General features: G+C 68.6%; 19 protein-coding genes. 15 read left to right on the forward strand and 4 right to left on the reverse strand.

What is annotated here, in order from left to right; genetic code table 11:
• Window positions 1-24 precede the first annotated feature (24 nt).
• Window positions 25-774: a YebC/PmpR family DNA-binding transcriptional regulator gene (locus ACM6LU_RS26100; RefSeq protein WP_414940394.1), complete on the forward strand. Its 750-nt coding sequence runs from the start codon at window positions 25-27 to the stop codon at window positions 772-774.
• 235 nt (window positions 775-1009) lie between these two features.
• Window positions 1010-1540: a DUF4262 domain-containing protein gene (locus tag ACM6LU_RS26105; RefSeq protein WP_414940395.1), complete on the forward strand. Its 531-nt coding sequence runs from the start codon at window positions 1010-1012 to the stop codon at window positions 1538-1540.
• Window positions 1541-1917: 377 nt separating this feature from the next.
• On the opposite strand, the gene ACM6LU_RS26110 is transcribed toward ACM6LU_RS26105, so the two are convergent.
• A complete protein-coding gene (locus tag ACM6LU_RS26110; RefSeq protein WP_414940396.1) occupies window positions 1918-2364 on the reverse strand; it encodes a cupin domain-containing protein in 447 nt (148 codons plus the stop codon).
• Between the two features lie 86 nt (window positions 2365-2450).
• Here ACM6LU_RS26110 and ruvC point away from each other — a divergent pair, with 86 nt between their 5' ends.
• The 9 genes from ruvC (at window position 2451) to ACM6LU_RS26155 (ending at window position 12442) form a co-directional block, all read left to right on the forward strand.
• The gene (gene ruvC, locus ACM6LU_RS26115; protein WP_414940397.1) at window positions 2451-3050 is read left to right on the forward strand and encodes a crossover junction endodeoxyribonuclease RuvC; all 600 of its coding nucleotides are present in this window, start codon (window positions 2451-2453) and stop codon (window positions 3048-3050) included.
• Window positions 3047-3646: a Holliday junction branch migration protein RuvA gene (gene ruvA, locus ACM6LU_RS26120; RefSeq protein WP_414940398.1), complete on the forward strand. Its 600-nt coding sequence runs from the start codon at window positions 3047-3049 to the stop codon at window positions 3644-3646. Before ruvC ends, ruvA begins: the two co-directional genes overlap by 4 nt.
• Before the next feature lie 8 nt (window positions 3647-3654).
• Window positions 3655-4731 carry a Holliday junction branch migration DNA helicase RuvB gene (ruvB, locus tag ACM6LU_RS26125; protein WP_414940399.1) on the forward strand — a complete coding sequence of 359 codons (1077 nt, stop codon included), beginning with the start codon at window positions 3655-3657 and terminating at the stop codon, window positions 4729-4731.
• A gap of 145 nt (window positions 4732-4876) precedes the next feature.
• Window positions 4877-5275, forward strand: coding sequence for a preprotein translocase subunit YajC (gene yajC, locus ACM6LU_RS26130; RefSeq protein WP_414940400.1), 399 nt, complete (start codon window positions 4877-4879; stop codon window positions 5273-5275).
• A 404-nt stretch (window positions 5276-5679) separates the two neighbouring features.
• Window positions 5680-7380 carry a protein translocase subunit SecD gene (gene secD / locus ACM6LU_RS26135; protein WP_414940401.1) on the forward strand — a complete coding sequence of 567 codons (1701 nt, stop codon included), beginning with the start codon at window positions 5680-5682 and terminating at the stop codon, window positions 7378-7380.
• Between the two features lie 56 nt (window positions 7381-7436).
• Window positions 7437-8582: a protein translocase subunit SecF gene (gene secF, locus ACM6LU_RS26140; RefSeq protein ID WP_414940458.1), complete on the forward strand. Its 1146-nt coding sequence runs from the start codon at window positions 7437-7439 to the stop codon at window positions 8580-8582.
• A 112-nt stretch (window positions 8583-8694) separates the two neighbouring features.
• Window positions 8695-9213, forward strand: a complete 519-nt coding sequence (locus ACM6LU_RS26145; RefSeq protein ID WP_414940402.1) for an adenine phosphoribosyltransferase — start codon at window positions 8695-8697, stop codon at window positions 9211-9213.
• Window positions 9214-9291: 78 nt separating this feature from the next.
• The gene (locus ACM6LU_RS26150; RefSeq protein ID WP_414940403.1) at window positions 9292-11631 is read left to right on the forward strand and encodes a RelA/SpoT family protein; all 2340 of its coding nucleotides are present in this window, start codon (window positions 9292-9294) and stop codon (window positions 11629-11631) included.
• 31 nt (window positions 11632-11662) lie between these two features.
• The gene (locus tag ACM6LU_RS26155; RefSeq protein WP_414940404.1) at window positions 11663-12442 is read left to right on the forward strand and encodes an enoyl-CoA hydratase/isomerase family protein; all 780 of its coding nucleotides are present in this window, start codon (window positions 11663-11665) and stop codon (window positions 12440-12442) included.
• Between the two features lie 151 nt (window positions 12443-12593).
• Here the strand turns inward: ACM6LU_RS26155 and ACM6LU_RS26160 are convergent, their stop codons facing one another.
• The gene (locus ACM6LU_RS26160; protein ID WP_414940405.1) at window positions 12594-13451 is read right to left on the reverse strand and encodes a peptidylprolyl isomerase; all 858 of its coding nucleotides are present in this window, start codon (window positions 13449-13451) and stop codon (window positions 12594-12596) included.
• 156 nt (window positions 13452-13607) lie between these two features.
• Between ACM6LU_RS26160 and ACM6LU_RS26165 the strand changes: the two genes are divergently transcribed.
• A complete protein-coding gene (locus ACM6LU_RS26165) occupies window positions 13608-14216 on the forward strand; it encodes an MBL fold metallo-hydrolase (RefSeq protein WP_414940406.1) in 609 nt (202 codons plus the stop codon).
• Window positions 14216-14875 carry a hypothetical protein gene (locus ACM6LU_RS26170; protein WP_414940407.1) on the forward strand — a complete coding sequence of 220 codons (660 nt, stop codon included), beginning with the start codon at window positions 14216-14218 and terminating at the stop codon, window positions 14873-14875. The genes ACM6LU_RS26165 and ACM6LU_RS26170 overlap by 1 nt, the downstream gene beginning before the upstream one ends.
• A 27-nt stretch (window positions 14876-14902) precedes the next feature.
• On the opposite strand, the gene ACM6LU_RS26175 is transcribed toward ACM6LU_RS26170, so the two are convergent.
• Window positions 14903-16303, reverse strand: coding sequence for a YibE/F family protein (locus ACM6LU_RS26175; RefSeq protein WP_414940459.1), 1401 nt, complete (start codon window positions 16301-16303; stop codon window positions 14903-14905).
• A gap of 41 nt (window positions 16304-16344) precedes the next feature.
• Window positions 16345-17322 (reverse strand): GlxA family transcriptional regulator, encoded by a 978-nt coding sequence (locus ACM6LU_RS26180; protein ID WP_414940408.1) that lies wholly within the window; start codon window positions 17320-17322, stop codon window positions 16345-16347.
• Window positions 17323-17420: 98 nt separating this feature from the next.
• On the opposite strand from ACM6LU_RS26180, the gene ACM6LU_RS26185 reads away from it, so the two are divergent.
• Together ACM6LU_RS26185 and ACM6LU_RS26190 are read left to right on the forward strand one after the other, a co-directional pair.
• A complete protein-coding gene (locus ACM6LU_RS26185; RefSeq protein ID WP_414940409.1) occupies window positions 17421-18128 on the forward strand; it encodes a DJ-1/PfpI family protein in 708 nt (235 codons plus the stop codon).
• Between the two features lie 86 nt (window positions 18129-18214).
• Window positions 18215-21181: a BTAD domain-containing putative transcriptional regulator gene (locus ACM6LU_RS26190; protein WP_414940410.1), complete on the forward strand. Its 2967-nt coding sequence runs from the start codon at window positions 18215-18217 to the stop codon at window positions 21179-21181.
• The last annotated feature ends 72 nt before the right edge of the window (window positions 21182-21253 follow it).

The following is a 21253-nucleotide window of genomic DNA, read 5'->3' on the forward strand; positions in this document are numbered from 1 at the left end:
GGCACAGGAGTAGATGGAGGAGAGATGAGCGGCCACTCCAAGTGGGCCACCACGAAGCACAAGAAGGCCAACCTGGACGCGAAGCGCGGCAAGCTCTTCGCCCGGTTGATCAAGAACATCGAGGTGGCGGGACGGACCGGCGGTGGCGACCCGGATGGCAACCCGACGCTCTACGACGCCATCCAGAAGGCCAAGAAGAACTCGGTCCCGCAGGACAACATCGAGCGCGCGCGCAAACGCGGCGCCGGTGAAGAAGCGGGCGGCGCCGACTGGCAGACCATCACCTACGAAGGCTACGGCCCGAACGGTGTGGCCGTGCTGATCGAATGCCTCACCGACAACAAGAACCGCGCCGCCATGGAGGTCCGGACCGCGCTCACCCGGAACAACGGCTCGCTCGCCGACCCGGGTTCGGTCTCCTACATGTTCAACCGCAAGGGCGTCGTGATCATGCCCAAGGTCGACGCCTCCGAGGACGACGTCCTCATGGCCGTTCTCGACGCGGGCGCCGAAGAGGTGAACGACCTCGACGAGAACTTCGAGATCGTCTCCGAGGCCACGGACCTCGTCCCGGTCCGGAAAGCCTTGCAGGAGGCCGGTTTCGAGTACGAGTCCGCGGATCTCACGTTCCTGCCGTCGGTCAGCGTCCCGCTGGACGTCGAGGGTGCGAAGAAGGTCTTCAAGCTCATCGACGCCCTCGAAGATTGCGACGACGTGCAGAACGTTTACGCGAACTTCGACGTCTCCGACGAGGTCATGGCCGAGGTTGGCTGACGGTTGTTCGTGACGACGTGCGGAACGTTTACGCACTGTGCCGGATTCCGCGTCTCCGACGAGGTCATGGCCGAGGTTGGCTGACGGTTGTTCGTGACGACGTGCGGAACGTTTACGCACTGTGCCGGATTCCGCGTCTCCGACGAGGTCATGGCCGAGGTTGGCTGATCGTTTTTCCCGCCATGCCGCGGAAAATCCGTGCCGGGACTAGGTGCAGACGCGGACGTGGGGCAGAATGTCGCGCGTGACGACCTCCGAAGCCGATGCCCTTACCGCCGAAGAATCCGAACTCATCCAGTGGATCGAGTCGCAGGCGCAGGCGAGAGGGAACGCGGTCATCGCGGTCGAGGGGGACGAGGAGGAAGCTGCCTTCTGTTTCACCGCGTGCGCCTGGGCGCTGCACGGTGTCGCGGAAGCGGTCGTGATCGGCCTGCCCGAGCACATGGGGCCGGTCCTGCTCGACGCTTACGTCGACCGCGCGGCCGCCGGTGAGATCTTCGAGGTCGGCAGGCGCTACGACGATTTCTTCGAGGGCGCGCCGGTGCTTTTCGAACGGGTCGCGAAGGGGCACTATCCCGAGTACTTCGGGAGCGCGTTCCTGATCTACCCGGACGGGGACTTCCCGGCCCTGCAGATGATCGTCGCCACGCCCGACGGGCACTTCCCGTGGCACCCGGACGCGCCGGAGGGCTTCGCGCGGTACCAGCCGGTGCTGACCGAATCCGGTGACCCGGAGAGCTGGACGCCGGGCGTCGACGGTCCCTGAGGTTCGCGGTCCACCTGTCGCGAGTGGCGATTCGGGTGGCTGCCGGCATCGACGGTGGAGGAATGGGAACGTTCAGTGTCCCCATTCCTCCACCGTCGCGAGGCCGCTCCGGTGGCGGAGCTTCGTGAACAGAGGTTCAGGGACATATCCCCCGGCACACGCCCGAGCGGGGAAGATTCCGGACGTTGAACGTCCCAAATCCTCCCCACTCGGCCCCTCGCAGGCACAGGCGATGCCAAGCCCGGACCGCCACCAGCGGCTGCTGGTGCTGCTGGTGCAAAAGTGACGTTTCAAGGCGAGTGGAGGGGAACCTCGAGGGACTCTGGGTCCCTCAAGGAGTCCTTCACGGACTGGCGTGCGACCAGCCGCACGCGGGCTCAAGCAAGCCAGGGCGCCAGGTCCTCGGCGGCCCCCGGCCACTCCGCGGCCAAAGCAGCGGCGGAACGGAACTCCACACAGTCGTCCGTATAGGGCGGCACCACGACCGTCCCGAGCAAGCTCCACTCACCGGTACTCGTGGACGCCTGCCACACCCCGGCGGGCACCACCACCTGCGGACGCTGACCGGCCGCGACGTCCAGCCCCAGCACCGGCCGGGAGATCCGTCCGTCCGGGAACAGCAGCAGCATCCGCACCGGGGCGCCGGTGTGATGGGCGTAGATCTCCAGCCGGTCCAAACGGTGCGGCGCCGAGGTTTCCGGCGGCTCCAACAGATAATAGATCGCGGAAGCGGTCTCGTCGCGCCAGCTCTGTGCCCAGCGGCCACCCTCCACGGGCAGCGGCTGGAGACCCAGATGTGCGGTGATGTCGGCAGGCCTCGGCATGTCTCCATCCTGCCGTCGATCGCTCCGGGTAGCCTCAGGCTCGAACTGATGTTCGCCGTAGCGGCCGGAGCAGCGGAGGGAAACGCGTGCGGGTACTCGGGGTCGACCCCGGTCTGACCAGGTGCGGGTTCGGAGTGGTCGACGGCGGCACGGGTCGCGTCGTCCGCGCCGTGGCCGTCGACGTCGTGCGGACGCCGCCCGATGCCGACCTTTCCGTCCGCCTGCTGGGGATCTCCGACGCCGCCGAGCGGTGGATGGATCGCTACAAGCCCGAGGCCGTCGCGGTGGAACGTGTCTTCGCGCAGCACAACGTGCGCACCGCGATGGGTACCGCGCAGGCGGGCGGTGTCGTCGCGCTCGCCGCGGCCAAACGCGGGTTGCCGGTCGTGTTCCACACGCCGAGTGAGGTCAAAGCGGCCGTCACCGGCTCCGGCCGCGCGGACAAGGCGCAGGTCACCGGTATGGTCATGCGGCTGCTCGGCCTCGAGGTCAAACCGCATCCGGCGGACGCCGCGGACGCGCTCGCGCTCGCCATCTGCCATCTGTGGCGCGAACCGATGCGTGTCCGGCTCGCCGAAGCCGAAGCCAGGGCGGCCGAGCTCGCCAAGAACCACAAGGCCAGGCTCGCCGCCGCGGCACAGCGCGCCAAAAAACACGAAGCCAAAACGCAGGGAGCGGCTCGATGATCTCCTCGGTACGCGGAGGAATCCTTTCCATCAGCCTCGACCACGTCGTGATCGAAGTCGGGGGAGTCGGCTTCGCCGTGCAGGCCACCCCCGCCACCCTCGCGACGCTTCGCCGCGGCGAAGAGGCGATGCTGCACACCGCGCTCGTGGTCCGCGAGGATTCCTTGACGTTGTTCGGTTTCGCCGACGCCGACGCCCGCGAACTGTTCGGCCTGCTGCAGACGGTCTCCGGGATCGGCCCGCGGCTCGCGTTGGCGACGTTGGCCGTCCTCGATCCGGACAAACTGCGGTCCGCGCTGGTCGAAGGCAACATCACCGTGCTCACCCAGGTTCCCGGCATCGGCCGCAAGGGCGCCGAGCGGCTCACGCTCGAACTGCGCGACAAGGTCACCGCGCTCGCCGGCCCCACCGACGGCTCACCGGTGGTCACCGCGCCCGGAGCGCTGCGGGGAGAGGTCATCGAGGCGCTCGCGGGTCTCGGGTTCCCGGCCAAACAGGCCGAACAGGCCGTCGACAAGGTGCTCGGCGAGGGCGACGGGCACACGACGTCTTCCGTGCTGCGCGCCTCGTTGGCCACCCTCGGGCGTAAGCGGTAGCTCGCCACATGGACTATGAGGCCGTGACGGATTTCGAGGCCGACGACGAGACGCTTTCGGCGCTGCCGCAGACCGGCGAACGAGAGGTCGAGACCACGCTGCGTCCGCGCAAACTGGACGAGTTCATCGGTCAGCCGCGGGTGCGTGAACAGCTCGAACTCGTACTGGAGAGTGCGCGACGCCGGGGTGTGCCGCCGGATCACGTCCTGTTTTCGGGCCCGCCAGGACTGGGCAAGACGAGTATGGCGATGATCGTCGCGGCCGAACTCAACGCCGCCATCCGGATCACCTCGGGTCCGGCGCTGGAACGGGCGGGCGACCTCGCCGCGATGCTGTCCAACCTCGCGCCCGGCGATGTCCTGTTCATCGACGAGATTCATCGGATCGCCCGCCCCGCCGAGGAAATGCTGTACCTCGCGATGGAGGACTTCCGCGTGGACGTCGTCGTCGGCAAGGGCCCCGGTGCCACCAGCATCCCGCTGGAGATCGCGCCGTTCACCCTGGTCGGGGCGACCACCAGGTCCGGTTCGCTGACCGGCCCGCTGCGTGACAGGTTCGGGTTCACCGGCCAGATGGAGTTCTACTCCGACAGCGAACTCGAACTCGTCGTCCGCCGGGCGGCGACGATCCTGGAGATCCCCATCGATCGCGATGGCGGCGCCGAGATCGCGCGCCGCTCGCGGGGCACGCCCCGGATCGCGAACCGGCTGCTGCGCCGGGTGCGCGACTACGCCGAGGTCCGCGCCGATGGGCACGCCACCCGCAAGGTCGTGCGCGCCGCGTTGGAGGTCTACGACGTCGACGAACTCGGCCTCGACAGGCTAGACCGCGCGGTGCTGACAGCGCTGGTCCGCTCCTTCGGCGGCGGCCCGGTCGGTGTGTCGACACTGGCCGTCGCGGTCGGGGAAGAACCGACTACCGTCGAAGAGGTGTGTGAGCCCTACCTGGTCCGCGCCGGTATGCTCGCCCGCACTCCTCGCGGCCGGGTCGCCACAGCGGCCGCGTGGGAACACCTCGGCCTCCCGGCCCCGGCCGGTGCCACCCGCGGCGAGCAGGGTGGCCCGAACCTGTTCGACCAGGACTGACCGGACCGGTAACGCCGTACGAGGCCCATGGTGATGACGGGTGGTGGTGGAGTTTCCGCTGGCACCTGGCACACTCGGGTAGAGCACACCCCGCCAAATCGGACATAACAGCGCACCGCGCGGCGTCCGCTCGAAATGGAGAGTCATGAACCAGTTATTGCTGCCGCTGCTCCTGATGCTCGTTGTGGCGATCCCGCTCGTCATGGGCACCCGTAAGCAGAAGAAGGCGGCGGCAAAGCAGCAGGAGCTGCTCTCGAGCCTCGCTCCCGGTGACCGGGTGATGACCACCTCTGGTCTCTACGCGTCCGTCGCCGACGCTTCCGCCGACACCACGATCGATCTCGAGATCGCCCCCGGCGTCGTGACCACCTGGCTCCGCCAGGCCGTTCGCGAGAAGATCGAGCCGGTCGTCGAGACGGACGAGGACATTCTCGACACCGATGAGGTCGTCGAAGTGCCGGTCGTCGAGTCGAAGGACGAAGAGCGCGTCGAGGAGAAGTCCGGCGCGCAGATCGCTCCTCCGCTGGAGCACGGCAAGAAGTAGCACCGGGACATCCGGTGAACCCGCGACCGCGATCGACGTCGCCACGGCGCAGTCTGGACTGTCCGCCCACAGTCGGCGGACAGGGCGCCGTGGCACCGCGATAGCGGGGCCTTCGGCCGGGGCGGGTTCGAGTCCGGTCACTTCTGGTGGGGCCGTTTCAGCTCCGCCGGCAAGGGGCCAAGGCCATCCCCGACACCAGACTTTCGTAGGTGCGGGGGCAACGCCGGGCTCACGCAGCACCGAGTACTGTCTCGGTGCTGCGTGCGTGTCCGTCGTCATAGTCGTGCCCGTTCACCGGGCATCGTCGTCGAGGCAGGTTCGCGGTACCACCGGACTCCCGTCCGGTGAGTGAACAGCCAAGTCCATTGGGGAACACCCAGTCCGTCCGAGGAGACCGAAGCACAGTGGCCGCACCGGCCGGGCATCTCCGCCCGGGACGCTATCTCGCCTTCTTCGCCCTGATCGTGGTCGCGCTGTACGCCCTGGTGTTCTTCACCGGAAGCGGCAAGCCGACGCCGAAGCTCGGCATCGATCTGCAAGGCGGCACGAGGGTCACCCTGTCCGCCCGTAATCCTGACGGCGGCGACCCTCCGCGAGAGTCCCTCGAACAGGCACGCTCGATCATCGAGCGCCGGGTCAACGGTATCGGCGTCAGCGGCACCGAAGTGGTCCTCGACGGCAGCAACGTCGTGATCACCGTTCCCGGTGAACAGGGCGACCAGGCCAAGACCCTGGGCAAGACCGCGAAGCTGGGCTTCCGAAAGGTCGTGACGTCGCAGCCGGTGACCCCGGCCCAGCAGCCGTCGCCCCCGCCCACTTCGGGCGCGCCTTCGTCGGCGCCGCCCGCGTCGTCGGGTGCCCCGGGCGCGAGCGCTCCGCCGAGCAGCCCGGCCAACGGTGGCGGTGGTGCCGCCGGCGCCCCGCAGCAGCCTGGTGATTCCGACGAGCAGACCAAGAAGGAGATCGAGGACGCCCGGAATCTCCGGCAGAGCCCCGATCTGCTGTCGACGGACCAGGCGAAGCAGGCCGCGGCCGCCGAGAAGGCTTTCGCGGCCCTCAACTGTGACCCCAAGGTGTCGGACCCGTTGGTCGGCAACGACCTCGGCGACCGGCCGCTGGTCGCCTGCGGTGACAAGAACACCATGAAGTACCTGCTGGAGCCGGAGTTCCTCCCCGGTACGGAGATCTCCGACGCCTCCTCGGCCTACGACACCCAGAACTCCCAGTGGGTCGTCAACCTGAACTTCAAGGGTGACGGCTCCCGCATCTGGGGCGACTTCACCTCGAAGAACGTCCAGAAGCAGGCGGCGTTCGTCCTCGACACGCAGGTCGTTTCCGCGCCGACCATCCAGTCCGCGATCCTGGGCGGTCAGACCCAGATCACCGGCCGGTTCAGCCAGTCCGAGGCGAAGGACCTGGCGGACGTGCTCAAGTACGGTTCGCTGCCGCTGTCGTTCGAGTCCTCGGACGCGACGACCGTGTCCGCGACGCTGGGTCTCGCGTCGCTGCAGGCGGGCCTCATCGCCGGCGGTATCGGCCTGCTGGCCGTGTTCATCTACTGCATGTTCTACTACCGGCTGCTCGGCGTCCTGACGATCTTGTCGCTCGGCTTGTCGTTCATGATCGTGTACGGGGTCCTGGTGCTTCTGGGGCGGTGGATCGGCTACACCCTCGACCTCGCGGGCGTCGCGGGCCTGATCATCGCGATCGGTATCACCGCGGACTCCTTCGTCATCTACTTCGAACGATTAAAGGACGAGATCCGCGACGGCAGGTCGTTCCGCTCCGCGGTTCCGCGTGGCTGGTCCCGTGCCCAGCGCACGATTCTCGCGGCGGACGCGGTCAGCTTCCTCGCCGCGGCGGTCCTCTACTTGCTGGCCGTCGGTGACGTGAAGGGCTTCGCGTTCACTCTCGGCATGTCGACGGTCCTCGACCTCGTCGTGGTCTACCTGGTGACGCACCCGCTGGTCGTGATGGTGTCGCGGTCGAAGTCGAAGTTCCTGTCCAATCCCAAGAACCTCGGTCTCGGCGCCGTGCAGCAGGTGGGTTCGGACCTCAAGGCCGCTCGCCCCGTCCCCGGCCGTCCGAACGTGAAGGAGGCGTGACCGTGGTCGACGACAAGAACACCACCGCGACCAAGCGCGAGAGCGTCTTCCGCCGCATGTACGTGGGCACCGGCGCGTTCGACGTGGTCGGCGCACGCAAGCGCTGGTATCTGTTCTTCGGCGCACTGGTGCTGGTGTGCATCGCATCGATGGGTGTCAAGGGCTTCAACCTCGGCATCGACTTCGAGGGCGGCACCCAGATTCAGATGCCCGCCAACGGCAAGAACGGGCAGATCTCCGAAGAGCAGGCCAAGGAGGTCTTCGGGGACGCTCTTGGCAAGCCCGCGAACGAGGTGCAGAAGGTCGGAACCGGCGCCGCCTCGACCATTCAGCTCCGGTCGGAGACGTTGGACGCGGCCTCGGTCGGCAAGGTCAAGCAGGCGCTGTTCGAAAAGCTCGGGCCCATCGGCTCCGACGGACAGGCGAGCGTCCGCGCGATCAGCGACAGCGCGGTGAGCGCTTCCTGGGGTGGGGAGATCTCCCGGCAGGCGTTGATCGCGCTCGGCGTGTTCCTGCTGGCGGTCACGTTATTCCTGGCGTTGTACTTCGACCCCCGGATGGCGGCCGCGGCCTTGGTCACCCTGCTGAACGACATCGTGGTGACGGCAGGTGTGTACTCGCTGATCGGCTTCGAAGTCACTCCGGCGACGGTGATCGGTCTGTTGACCATTCTCGGTTTCTCGCTGTACGACACGGTGGTGGTGTTCGACAAGGTCCGCGAGAACACGCGCGGCCTGCTCGGCCTGACCCGCCGGACCTACGGGGAAGCGGCCAACCTGGCGCTGAACCAGACGCTGATGCGGTCGTTCAACACCTCCCTGATCGCGGCACTGCCGATCCTCGGCCTGCTGGTGATCGGCTACCTTCTGCTCGGCACCGGCACGCTGCAGGAACTCGCGCTGGTGCAGCTCACCGGCACCGTGGTCGGCGTGCTGTCGTCGGTCGCGCTGGCGACGCCGCTGCTGGTCGACTTCAAGATGCGTGACCCGAAGTTCCGGCAGCAGGCCGACAGGGTCGCCGCGCGGCGCGCGAACCAGGCCCGCAAGGCCGTCGATCGCGAAGACGCGGACTTCGACCCGAACGACGAGGACGCCCTGTCCGCCGAACTCCGCAAGGAGAAGGCGTACGCCGCCGCGGCGAGCGTCCCGGCGCGGAACCAGAAGGCCCACAAGGGCCGTCCGCAGGGCAAGCGCAAGAGGTAATCGGTCGCCCGGGGCAGGAGATGAACGGGACTTTCCTTGCAAAATTTGCAAGGAAAGTCCCGTTCATCTCGTCCGGGGGCAGGCTGACGAGAACGCGAGAGCAGGGAAGTACATGGAGCTGGACAAGGCACTCGACCTGATCGCCGACGTGCCGGACTTCCCGGAGCCGGGCGTGCTGTTCCGGGACCTGAGTCCGTTGTTCGCCGACGCCGCCGGTTTCAAGGCCGTCACCGACGCGCTGGCGGCCACCGTCGATCCCGAGGTCGACCTGCTGGCAGGCGTGGAAGCGCGCGGGTTCCTGCTGGCCGCCGCCGTCGGGTACTCCCGCGGTCTCGGCGTCGCGGTGATCCGCAAGCCCGGCAAGTTGCCCAGGGTCGCGGGCAGGGTCGACTACAAGCTGGAGTACGGCACGGCGACCGTCGAACTGCCCGAAGGCATCATCGAGCCCGGCCAGCGTGTCGTGGTCCTCGACGACGTGCTCGCCACCGGCGGCACGGTCGCGGCGACGTGCACATTGCTGGAAGATGCGAAAGCGCAGGTCACCGGGGTTTCGGTGGTGATGGAACTCGGCGCGCTCGGTGGTCGTTCCGTGCTTGAAGGGCGTCGTGTGGAGGCCCTCCGGGTGTGTTGAACGGGCATACCAAGTGGGCCGCGAGGGGGAGCGGTTACCCTTGACGTCCGAAGGCCGCACGAAGCGCAGGAGGTGCGGGTGAGCCAAGAGCTCGATGCCGCGGTGTCCTCGAAGGACGGCACTGAGCAGAACGGTGCGGCGCGACAGGGGGCAGCGCCGACGCCATCCGCGACGCGCCGCGTCCGTGCCCGTCTCGCCCGCCGGATCACCGCACAGCGTGCCGCCCCGGTGAAGCAGGTCCTCGAACCGCTCGCCGTCATCCACCGCGAGCTGCATCCCAACGCCGACCTCGCGCTGCTCCAGCGCGCCTACGACGTCGCCGAAGAGCTCCACCGCGAACAGCGGCGCAAGTCCGGCGACCCGTACATCACGCACCCGCTCGCCGTAGCGACCATTCTCGCCGAACTCGGCATGGACACCACGACGCTGGTCGCGGCGCTGCTGCACGACACCGTCGAGGACACCGGATACTCGCTGGAGAGCCTGAAGACGGACTTCGGCGAGAAGGTCGGCGAACTGGTCGACGGCGTCACCAAGCTGGACAAGGTCAAACTCGGTACGGCCGCCGAGGCCGAGACCATCCGCAAGATGGTCATCGCGATGGCGCGTGACCCGCGGGTGCTGGTCATCAAGCTGTCCGACCGGCTGCACAACATGCGCACGATGCGCTTCCTGCCGCCGGAGAAGCAGGCCCGCAAGGCTCGCGAGACCCTGGAGGTCCTCGCCCCGCTGGCGCACCGGCTCGGCATGGCGACGGTCAAATGGGAGCTGGAGGACCTGGCTTTCGCCATCCTGCAGCCGAAGAAGTACGACGAGATCGTCCGCCTGGTCGCTGATCGCGCGCCTTCGCGGGACACGTACCTGCGGTCCGTGATCACCGAGCTGACCGGAAACCTCGAAGGCTCGCGGATCACCGCCAAGGTCGAGGGACGGCCGAAGCACTACTACTCCATCCACCAGAAGATGATCGTCCGCGGGCGCGACCTCGACGACATCCACGACCTGGTCGGCGTACGGATCCTGGTCGAGGACGTCCGCGACTGCTACGCCGCGATGGGCGTCGTCCACGCGCTGTGGCAGCCGGTCCCCGGCCGGTTCAAGGACTACATCGCGCAGCCGCGCTTCGGCGTCTACCAGTCGTTGCACACCACGGTGATCGGCCCGGACGGCAAGCCACTAGAGGTCCAGATCCGCACGTACGAGATGCACCGCACCGCCGAGTACGGCATCGCCGCGCACTGGCGGTACAAGGAAACCCGCGGCACCCACAGCGGCAACGGGGCCAACGCGGTGGACGTCGACGAGATGGCCTGGATGCGCCAGCTCCTCGACTGGCAGCGTGAAGCCGCGGACCCGGGTGACTTCCTCGAATCACTGCGCTACGAACTCGCCTCGCGCGAGATCTTCGTGTTCACGCCCAAGGGTGACGTGATCACGCTGCCAGTCGATTCGACCCCGGTCGACTTCGCCTACGCCGTGCACACGGAGGTCGGCCACCGCTGTATCGGCGCCCGCGTCAACGGCAGGCTCGTCGCGCTCGAGCGCAAGCTGGAGAACGGTGAGGTCATCGAGATCTTCACCTCGAAGGCCGAGACCGCGGGGCCGAGCCGCGACTGGTTGCAGTTCGCCGGTTCACCGAAGGCGCGCGCGAAGATCCGGCAGTGGTTCGCCAAGGAACGCCGCGACGAGGCGATCGAAGGCGGCAAGGAGGCCATCACCAAGGAGGTCCGCAAGGTCGGCCTCCCGATCCAGCGGCTGGTCTCCGCCGAGTCCATGGGCGCGGTCGCCACGGAACTGCGGCATCCCGACATCAGTTCGCTGTACGCCGCCGTCGGCGAGGGTCACACCAGCGCGAGACATGTCGTGCAACGACTGGTCGCGCTCATCGGCGGGGTCGACGAGGCGGAGGAGGAACTCGCCGAGCGCGCGACTCCGTCCACGGTCACCCGTCGCCGCGGCTCGAACGACGTCGGTGTCGTGGTGAAGGGTGCCGGCGACGTCTGGGCCAAACTCGCCCGCTGCTGCACGCCGGTGCCGGGCGACGAGATCCTCGGTTTCGTCACCCGCGGCGGCGGTGTCAGCGTCCACCGGACCGACTGCGCCAACGCCGACGACCTGCGGGCCCAGCCCGAGCGGCTGGTCGAAGTCCAATGGGCACCGTCGGCGTCGTCGGTCTTCCTCGTCGCGATCCAGGTCGAGGCGCTGGACCGGCACCGCCTGCTCTCCGACGTCACCAAGGTGCTCGCGGACGAGAAGGTCAACATCCTGTCCGCGTCGGTGACCACCTCGCGCGACAGGGTCGCGGTCAGCCGGTTCTCCTTCGAGATGGGCGACCCGAAGCATCTTGGCCACGTGCTGAAGGTGGTCCGAGGTGTCGAGGGCGTCTACGACGTGTATCGGGTCACTTCGGCTTCGTGACCTCAGGTGGGGCCCCGCTAGGGTTCGGGTCATGACTGACGGGTTCGATTTCACTCGTGACGGCGAGATCGCGCGGCTGACTTTCACCAGGCCGGAGAAGATGAACGCGATCACCTACGGGATGTGGTCGGCGATCCCGGAAGTGGTCGCGACGGTAGCGGCGGACCCGGCGATCAAGGTGCTGGTGCTGACCGGCGACGGCAAGCACTTCTCGGCGGGTGCGGACATCAGCGAGTTCCAGGACCTGCGGTCCACCGCCGACGCCGCGGAGACCTACGACAAGGCCGTCGACGGTGCCGTCGCGGCCCTGACGGCGTCTCGGAAGCCCACGGTGGCGATGATCCAGGGGAACTGCATCGGCGGTGGCTGTCAGATTTCGGTCGCGTGCGACTTCCGGTTCGCGGCGGAGGGCTCGCGCTTCGGCATCACGCCGGCGAAACTCGGCATCGTCTACCACTTCGACTCGACGCGGCGGCTTGTCTCGTTGGTCGGCCCGGCGCACGCGAAGTACTTCCTGCTCTCGGGTGAACTCGTCGACGCTCGGCGGGCTCGGGAGATCGGGCTGCTCAACGATGTCTTCCCGGTCGACGAACTGGAGGTGTCGACGGCGAAGTTCGTCGAGACGCTGGCTTCGCGGTCGCAGGCATCGGTGCGCGGGATGAACCGGATCATCGAGAAGATCGTTGCCGGACAAGAGGATTCGGACGCCGAGGTGGACGAGATCCGGCTCGGCGCCTTGCACGGCGAGGACTACGCGGAAGGGGTGGCCGCGTTTCTCGCGCGGCGGCCGCCGAAGTTCACCTATCGCTGAGGTCGGAGCTGAAGGGGACTTTCCCCGCATCGCACGCGGTGAAGGGCGCTTTGCCTGCATGCCATGCGGGGAAAGTCCCCTTCAGCCATAACCGAACGTGCCCGCCCGGTCTTCCGACCGGGCGGGCACGCCGTTGAACTCCAGCTTCACGTCAGGCGTTGACGGTGACTCCGGTGAACTTGACTTCGGTGTTGGGCGGGCCGGTGCCGTCGCCGTTGCCTCCCTGGGTGTTGGCGCCCGCCTTGGCGACCTTGTCGAGCACCTTCAGGCCCTCGTCGGAGATGCTGCCGAAGACCGAGTACTCCGCGGGCAGTTCGGCTTCGCCGTAGACCATGAAGAACTGGCTGCCGCCGGAGTTCGGCTGCTGCGTCTTCGCCATCGCGAGGAGGCCGCGGCCGTACTTGATCTCGGGGAACGCCTCGTCCGGCATCGTGTAGCCCGGACCGCCCATGCCGCTGGCCTCGGGGTCTCCGCACTGCAGCATCTGCAGGCCGGTGGTGCCGAGCCGGTGGCATTTGGTGTCGTTGAAGTAGCCCTGCTGCGAGAGGCTGATGAAGCTCTGCACGGCACACGGGGCGAGCGCCTTGTCGAGCGTCAGCGGGATGTCGCCCGCGGTGCTCTTCAGCACTACGTTGACCGTGCCGTTCGAAGCGATGTCCTTGCCTTCCGGCTTGTTCACCTGCTTCGAGGACTTCTTGGCGGCGTCGTCCTTGAAGTCACAGGCCACCGGGTTCGCCAGCGGCGTCGCCCGTTTGGGCATCGGCGCGCGTTCGGTGGGGATGGTGACCTCGGGGGTCGGAGGAGCCGAACTCGGGGAAGCGTCGGAGGCGGCGTCGTCACCACTGTTACTGCTGACGATCCACCACACCGCGCCCGCCACGATCGCGACGACGCCGACGACCGCCACCGAGCCGACGATCCGGCGACGCTTGGCCTTTTCGGCCCGTCGCACGATCTGTCGCTCGAGCTTGCGCTTCGCGGCTTCGCGGCGCTGCTGGTTGGTCGGCACCCGCCCTCCCGGTTTCCACTCGATGTCACACGTCTGAGGTAGCGGAAGTCTATGGGCACAGCCTGTGAGACCCCCGTACAGGGGCCGCTACCCTTACTTGATCGTGATCAGGGCCATCCTGTCACCTGTTCGGTGGAAGATCTGAGGAGGCGTTTCGTGCTGGTTGTCGGTTTCCCGGCAGGCCCCCTCGAAGCGAACTGCTATCTGCTCGCTCCGGCCGACGGTGGGGAGTGCGTGATCGTCGATCCCGGCGAGGACGTCCTCGAACCGCTCGAGGTCGCACTGGCCGCCCATAGGCTGACGCCGGTCGCGATGCTCGCGACGCACGGACACCCGGATCACGTCGCTTCGGCGGGCGAGGTCGGTGCCCGACACGGAATACCTCTCTATCTGGACGAGGCGGACCGGCCACTGGTGGCCGGGGGCGCCGGAGAATGGAAGGACGGGATCGTGCCACTCGTCGATGGCCCGCTCAGGCTGGCCGGACTGGAGATCACGGTGTCCCGCACGCCAGGTCACACCGCCGGTTCGGTGGTCTTCGGGCTGACCTCCGCCGAGGGCGGCCGGATCGCGCTCACCGGGGACAGCCTGTTCGCCGGTTCGATCGGCCGGTCTTCCGGCGAAGACGGCGAACTCGTGCGGTCACTCGGTACCAAGGTGATGACGCTGCCCGACGACACCGTCGTCCTGCCGGGGCACGGCCCGGCCACCACGATCGGCCAGGAGCGCGCGGGTAACCCGTTCCTCGCGGGGACGGGCGTGTGATGGCCGAGCCGACTGGGACGCCGGAGGCCCCCGAGCGTCTCCCGCTGTTCCACGACGACCCCAAGCTCCGCCGCAGGCGTGGCTGTTCCGGCATCGCCGGTGTCGTCATCTTCGCCGCCGCGTTCGGCGGGATCGCCGGGCTGATCGGTGGTGAGATCGTCGGGCTCGTCGTCGCCGGGGTGATCGCGCTGCCGCTGCTCTACATCATGTTGTACAACCTGCGCCGCCGAGTCTGGCTCGAAGGCGACACGCTCATCGTGCGGACCTGGGGCCTGCGGCGGATCGGCCTGACCGAGGCCGAGCGCATCGACCTCGTGATCAGCGACGTACGCGGCACCCGGACGGTCAGCCTGCTGGTCAACGCGGGCAAGCGCCGCAAGGTGGCGAAGGTCGACCTCGCCGTCTACTCGGGCGCGGGTGGCCGGGAACTCGGCATCCTGCAGCTGCGCAAACTGGCGAACGCGCTGCTGAACAACACCGACGCGAACGGCCTGGTGTTCTCGGAACTGCTGGTGGCACAGCTGAAATCGGAGGCGCGCGGGGACGCCGCGGCGGAGCGGCCGCTGTACCGGCTGGCTTCGGTGGCTCCGTCGGGCAAGTACATCCAGCGGTTCACGATGGAAGCGGTCAGCAGGTTTGTGGCTACGCTGGAAAGTTAGGGACGCGGAGATCTTTCGGGCTCGTGACTACAGGGAGTCTTGAGGCTCCCGCGAGGCGATCAGCGCCGCCAGCACGGTGGTGACCGGCACCGCCGCGACGATGCCGACGCTTCCGGCCAGTGTCCGCACGATCTCCTGCGCGATCTCCTCCGCGCCGAGGATCGAGCCGAGTCCGACGCCCGAAAGCGACGTGTACAGCAGCACCGGCAACGCCGCGCCCGCGTACGCCATCACGAGCGTGTTGACCGCCGAACCGACGTGGTCACGCCCGATCCGCAGGCCCGCGCCGTAGAGTTCACGCCAGCCGAGCGACGGGTTCGCCCGCCGCAGTTCCCATACCGCGCTCGTCTGCGTCACCGTGACGTCGTCCAGCACACCGAGTGCGCCGATCACGACGCCCGCCAGCAGCAGCCCCCGCGCGTCGATGCCGTGCCCGAGCGAGCCGATCAGCTGCGAGGTGCTGTCGTCCAGCCCGGTCAGTGACGCCGCCGCCGAGAAGATCGCCGACAGGACGCCGATCAGGATCAGGCTCACCAAGGTGCCCAGCACCGCCACCGAGGTTCTCGCGGACAGCCCGTGCGTCAGATACAGCGCGACGAACATGATCGCGCCCGCCCCCGCGATCGCCACCAGCAGCGGACTTTCCCCGGCGAGGATCGACGGCAGCACGAACAGTGCCAGTACCAGGAAGCTCAGCCCGAGCGCGATCAGCGCGGCGAGACCCCGCCAGCGGCCCAGCACGATCACCGCGAGCGCGAACAGCCCGGCGAGCAGCAGCAACGGCGTACCGCGCTGGAAGTCGACGATCTGGAACGACGCGGGGTCCGCGACGTCGCCGCCGTTGTAGGACAGCACCACCTCGTCGCCCGCGGTGAACCGAGGCGTACTCGGTTCGATAGGGAGGGTCAGTTTCAGCGGTTTCCCGACGCCGGGACCGTCGGTCATGGTCAGTTCGCTGGTGAGACACGGCTTCGCGTCCGGCGGTGGCTCGCCGACCTGGACCTGGCCCTCGGCGAGACACGGTCCGGTGATCGTCGCCGTGATCGTGGCGCTCACCGGGGTTCCCTGTGGGAAGACGCTTTTCGCCGGATCCTTACCCCACGGGTAAAGCAGGATCATCCCGGCGACGGTCGTGACGGCGAGCGGGATCAGCAGCCACATCAGCAACTGCCGGACGCGGCGCGACGCGGGCGCCGCCGGGCCGTGGCCGTGCGAGTGCCCGTGACCGACCGGCTCGGGCTCGGGTTTCGGTTCGGCGGCGCGACGCCTGCCAGGTTCGGCCGGACGCGGCCGCTTCACCGACGGACGCGTGCCTACCGGCGGTGGCAGGCGCGGCGTACGGGACGTTCCGGGCGAACGATCGGACGGAGTGTCCGTGACCCGGCGGATCGGGCCGGTGTCGTCGTCGGAGATGTCGCGGCGGTTCACCCGCACATCCTCCACAGCGCCGATCGCCGCCCGCATTCGGCCTAGCCGAAGGCCTGCCGCAGATGGACCCGGCGGTAGGCGGACGGCGGTGTGTCGAAGTGGTCGAGGAAGGCCTGGCGCAGTGTCTCGGTCGAGCCGAAACCGCACCGCCTCGCGATCGACGTCAGCGGGAGTTCGGTGCCGCACAACAGTCTCGCCGCGTTCTCGGTCCTCGCCGCCCGGACGTACCGGCTGGGCGTGGTGCTCAGATGCGCGTCGAACAACCTCGTCAGCTGCCGGGTGCTGATACCCGCCCGCTCGGCGAGCACGGTGGTGGCGAGATCACCGGCGAGATGCTCGGCGACGTACGCGGTGATGTCGCGGACCAGCCGGTTCTCCGGCGGCGGTCCGGACAGGAACATGCTCACCTGCGCCTGGTTCCCCGGCCGCTGCAGGTAGGTCACCAGCATGCGGGCGACCTCCCTGGCGACGCTCGGGCCGTGGTCCTCCTCGACGAACGCGAGGGTGAGGTCGATCCCGCTGGTCACCCCGGCCGCCGTGTAGACGTTGCCGTCGCGCACGTACAGCGGCACCGGGTCCACGTTCACCCGCGGGTAGTTCACCGCGAGCCGGTTCGCGAACCGCCAATGGGTGGTGGCGCGGCGCCCGTTGAGCAGCCCGCACGCCGCGAGCACGGTGGCGCCGGTGCACACCGAGGCCACCCGGCGGCTGTCCTGCGCGAGCCTGCGGATGTGGGAGACCATCCTCGGGTCGGCCGCGGCGGCCTCGTGTCCGGTGCCGCCCGCGACGATCAGCGTGTCCAGCGCGCCGGTCACCTGGTCGAGCCGGTGCTGTGCGTGCAGCATCAGCCCGGACTCGCAGCGGATGCCGCGGCCGTCGACGCTGGCGAGCATGATCTCGTACCCCGGCTTGCCACCGAGTTTGGTCGCGGCGTCCAGCACGTCCGCCGGGCCGGCGATGTCGAGCATCTCCGCATTGCTGTAGCCGACGATCAACACTCGTCTGGGTGAACCCGGCATGATCGAACGCTAGCAGTAACGACCGGCCGTCGGACGTAGTTCGCAGGAATCCGGACATCCGGCTCATCACGGTCTCGTCCTTACGACACGGTTGTCCCATGACTGACGACAAGAAGACCATCGCGTTCGTGGTGTATCCGGGGATGACCCCGCTCGACATGGTCGGACCGCTGACCGTGCTGGACGGCATGGCGAGCTCGGCCTCGGAGTACCGGACGGTCGTGGTCGGTGAGACGAAGGACCCCATCACCACCGACAACCCGCTGAAGGTCGTGGCGACACACACCTACGACGAGGTCCTCTCGCCGTACGCGTTGCTCGTTCCCGGCGGCGCCGCGCCGACGCTGAAGGCACTCGCCGACGAGAAGTTGATCGACTACCTGCGGACCGCCGCGGGGAACGCGGAACTCGTGACCTCGGTGTGCACCGGATCGCTGTTGCTGGGGCAGGCCGGTCTGCTGGAGGGCAGCCGGGCCACGACGCACTGGATGTTCCGCGAGCTCCTGCGCGCGTTCGGCGCGGAGCCGGTCGCCGAGCGCTGGGTCGAGGACGGGAACCTGATCACCGCCGCCGGGGTGTCGGCGGGGATCGACCTGGCGCTGCACCTGGTCGAGCGGCTTGTCGGCACCGAGATCGCGCGGACGATCCAGTTCGTCATCGAGTACGACCCGGAGCCGCCGCTCGGCGCGCTCGACTGGTCGAAGCGGCCGTATGGGGACCTCAAGCCGTTGCTGGAACACACCGTGAACGACGCACTCGCGGACGAGCCACTCCTGCGGGACAAGCTGCTCGCGCACACTGGGTAGGAGGGGCGGCCATCCGGGTGAGAAGCGCCAACCCCTGGACTGTGCCGGGTTAGATTCGGGTCATCCGTCCAGGTGATAGGTGGTTCGTGGAGTTCAAGGTGCTCGGCCCGCTCCGGGCCTCGGTCCCGCTGCCGTCGGCGGCCCAGCCCCGACGGGTGCTCGCGGTGCTCTTGACCCGGCCGAACGAGTTCGTCCACCGGGACGTCCTCGTGGACGAACTCTGGCCGCAGGAGCCACCGTCGAGTGCCGCGGCGGTCGTGCAGATGGCGATTTCCAAGCTGCGCAAGGCGTTGTCGCCCGGATTGCCGGTGGACGACGTCCGGCAGCGGCTGCGATCCGGCACCGGTGGCTACCGGCTGACCGTGTCGGACGGCGAACTGGATGTCTCCGGTTTCTCCAGCCTGACAACGGCGGCCTCGACGGCGACCGGTGGAGAGCGCCGGGCACTTCTCGAACGGGCGCTGGGATTGTGGCGTGGCGCGGCGTTCGCCGACGTTCCGGCCGGGCCGCTGGTGGAGGCGCACAAACTGTGGCTCGAAGACCAGCGGTGCTCGGCACTGGGCAAACTCGTGGAGCTGGATCTCGCGGCCGGTGACCACAAGGCGGTCGCCGACCGGTTGGGACCCGAACTGGCCGCCCGGCCGGGCGACGAACGTCTCGCCGGATGGCTGGCCGAGGCTTTGCACGGGCTCGGGCGGCGGGACGCCGCACTAACCGTCCTCGACCGATGCCGTCACGCGCTTTGGGAGCACGCAGGTGTTTCACCGGGGGAGGACCTGCTCGCGGTCCACCGCCGGATCGCCGGAACCGGCTGGTCGGCGGGCGGCCCGCCCAGCCGTCTCCCGCAGGCGACGCCGGATTTCTCCGGCAGGGCGGCGGAACTGGCGGAAGTGGCGCGTGCGCTGCGAAGTCCCGCGCCGGTCGTGCTGCACGGCGCGGCGGGGGCGGGGAAGAGCGCGCTGGCCGTCCAGGCCGCTTGGCGGGCGCGCAAGCGGTTCCCGGACGGCCAGCTGGTCGCCGACCTGCGTGAGTCCGGCGATGTGCTCCCCGGGTTCCTCCGCGCGCTCGGCCTTGCGGAAGCGGAACTTCCCACCGACCGAGCCGGGCTGATTTCGGTGTGGCAGAGCCACACCGCGGACCGGCGGCTGCTGGTGATCCTCGAGAACGGCCGGTCCGAGGCCGAGGTGCGGCCGTTGCTGCCGAGCGGTCCCGGCTGCGCGACGATCGTCACGACGAGACGACGGCTGGCCGGGCTCGTCGGAGCCAGACCGGTCGAGGTCGGTGAACTGTCCGACGCGGAATCGCGAGTGCTGCTCGGCACGATCGTCGGAGAAAGCCGGTTGTCCGCCGAACCCGACGCCGTCCGCCGTGTGCTGGCCTGCTGCGACGGGCTCGCGCTGGCGGTGCGGGTGGCGGGCGTGAAACTGCTGCAGCGGCCGAGACTGAACATCGCCGACTTCGCGACCCGTTTGGAGAACGAGCGCCTGCGTCTCGACGAACTCGCCGTCGGCGACCTCGCTGTCCGCCCAGCGCTCGCCGAGGTCCTCGCCGAGCTGTCGCCAAGGCAACGGACTTCCCTGCGGCTGCTCGGTTCTTCCGGTGCCGCCGAGATGGCGGACTGGTTCGCGACGGCCCTGCTGGGCTGTTCGTCCCGCGAGGCGGCCGACCTGCTCGACGAGCTGGTGGACGATCATCTGCTCCACGCCGAGCCGGATCGGTCCGGTTTCCTCCGATACCGGCTGTCCGGCCTCGTCCGCCTCGCGCTCCGGGAACCACCGGACCAGGCTGCCGTCAGACGCGCGCTGACGCTCATGGCGGCCTTGGCCGAACACGCCTCCGCCGCGCTCGGCGCCGAATACCCGCCCGCTCGCCGGGCTGGCGCCCCGGCGGCGGCCCTGGACCGCGTCGAGGCCGATCCGATCGGCTGGCGCACCGTGGAAACCGCGAATCTCGCGCTCGCCGTCCGGACCGCTCGCGGCCACGGTTGGGCCGCGCTGACCGAGCGGCTGGCCGACGCCTACAGCGATCTCGTCGGCCCCCGGCACGGCGGTTCCGTAGCCTTGCTCGGGTTCGAGATCGTGCGTGACCGGCTCGACCGTCCGGCGGAGGCGGCGAAGTTGCTGAAGCTCGGCCAATCCCACGCCGATTCGGGGGACTTGGCGCGAGCGAGGACGTGCTTCGCGCTGGCTGAAGCCAAATTCCGTTCCTCGGGCGATCAGCGAGGCACCGGGGCCGCGCTCGTCGCGCTCGCCGACGTCGACGCGGACTCCGGCCGGACCCACTCGGCGGTCGACGCGCTGCGAGAGGCGCTGGATCTGTTGCGGGACTGTGGTGACCTCTCCGGGCAGGCGATGGCGTCGGCCCAGTTCGGCTCGCTCTGGGACGACCTCGGCGACTTCCGGCTGGCGAAGGAATGCTTCGACGCGAGCCTGCTGCTTTCGCTCCATTGCGAGGACGGGTGGCAACACGACCGGACCGCCAAGCGGTACGCCGACGTCCTGCGACGGTATGGCCGCATCGACGAGGCCGGTGAACTACTGACGAGCGCGCTGACCGGCACCCGGAGTTCGCATGAACGCCACTGGGAGGCGCACGTTCTCCGCAGCCTCGGCGATCTCCACGCGAAGGCGGGCGACGCGCGGGAGAGTGAACGCTGTCATTCGCGGTCGCTGCGGTTGTTCGAGCACGTCGGGCACCGGCACGCCGCCGCCTACACACACCGGAGTTTCGGCGAATCACTGCGTCTCGCGGGCGAGCACGGCCGGGCCGCGGAGCACCTGGGACTCGCGATGAGCACGTTCCGCGCGCTCGGTGACCGGCGGGGCGGCGGATACGCCTTGCTCAGCTATGGGCGTCTACGGGCGGACGAAGGCGTCGCCACCGAAGCCGCCGAAGGGCTCCGTACTGCGGCCGGACTGTTCCGGGAGCTGGGATTCCCGGTATGGGAACTGCGTGCGCTCAAGGATCTTTCCGCCGTCGACAATGGCGGACGCCAGCGGGACCGGGCTCGTGAAGCCTTGACGAAGATTCGCTTCGGGGCGACGCCGGGATAGTCCGGCGGGGGTGCACCGGCCGCGGCGTTTGGCGAAGTTATGGCGTCGGAGTGTTGACTCGGGTTCGGAACA

The sequence above is a fragment of the Amycolatopsis sp. cmx-11-51 genome (genome assembly GCF_047608665.1).
Taxonomy (GTDB): Bacteria; Actinomycetota; Actinomycetes; order Mycobacteriales; family Pseudonocardiaceae; genus Amycolatopsis.

Excerpts from the sequence above, each read along its gene's own strand:
- ACM6LU_RS26100 (WP_414940394.1), top strand. The coding sequence starts at position 25 with ATGAGCGGCCACTCCAAGTGGGCCACCACGAAGCACAAGAAGGCCAAC.
- ACM6LU_RS26105 (WP_414940395.1), top strand. The coding sequence starts at position 1,010 with ATGTCGCGCGTGACGACCTCCGAAGCCGATGCCCTTACCGCCGAAGAA.
- yajC (WP_414940400.1), top strand. The coding sequence starts at position 4,877 with ATGAACCAGTTATTGCTGCCGCTGCTCCTGATGCTCGTTGTGGCGATC.
- ruvB (WP_414940399.1), top strand. The coding sequence starts at position 3,655 with ATGGACTATGAGGCCGTGACGGATTTCGAGGCCGACGACGAGACGCTT.
- ACM6LU_RS26180 (WP_414940408.1), bottom strand. The coding sequence starts at position 17,322 with ATGCCGGGTTCACCCAGACGAGTGTTGATCGTCGGCTACAGCAATGCG.
- ACM6LU_RS26155 (WP_414940404.1), top strand. The coding sequence starts at position 11,663 with ATGACTGACGGGTTCGATTTCACTCGTGACGGCGAGATCGCGCGGCTG.
- ACM6LU_RS26110 (WP_414940396.1), bottom strand. The coding sequence starts at position 2,364 with ATGCCGAGGCCTGCCGACATCACCGCACATCTGGGTCTCCAGCCGCTG.
- ruvA (WP_414940398.1), top strand. The coding sequence starts at position 3,047 with ATGATCTCCTCGGTACGCGGAGGAATCCTTTCCATCAGCCTCGACCAC.
- ACM6LU_RS26170 (WP_414940407.1), top strand. The coding sequence starts at position 14,216 with ATGGCCGAGCCGACTGGGACGCCGGAGGCCCCCGAGCGTCTCCCGCTG.
- ACM6LU_RS26145 (WP_414940402.1), top strand. The coding sequence starts at position 8,695 with ATGGAGCTGGACAAGGCACTCGACCTGATCGCCGACGTGCCGGACTTC.
- secF (WP_414940458.1), top strand. The coding sequence starts at position 7,437 with ATGTACGTGGGCACCGGCGCGTTCGACGTGGTCGGCGCACGCAAGCGC.
- ACM6LU_RS26185 (WP_414940409.1), top strand. The coding sequence starts at position 17,421 with ATGACTGACGACAAGAAGACCATCGCGTTCGTGGTGTATCCGGGGATG.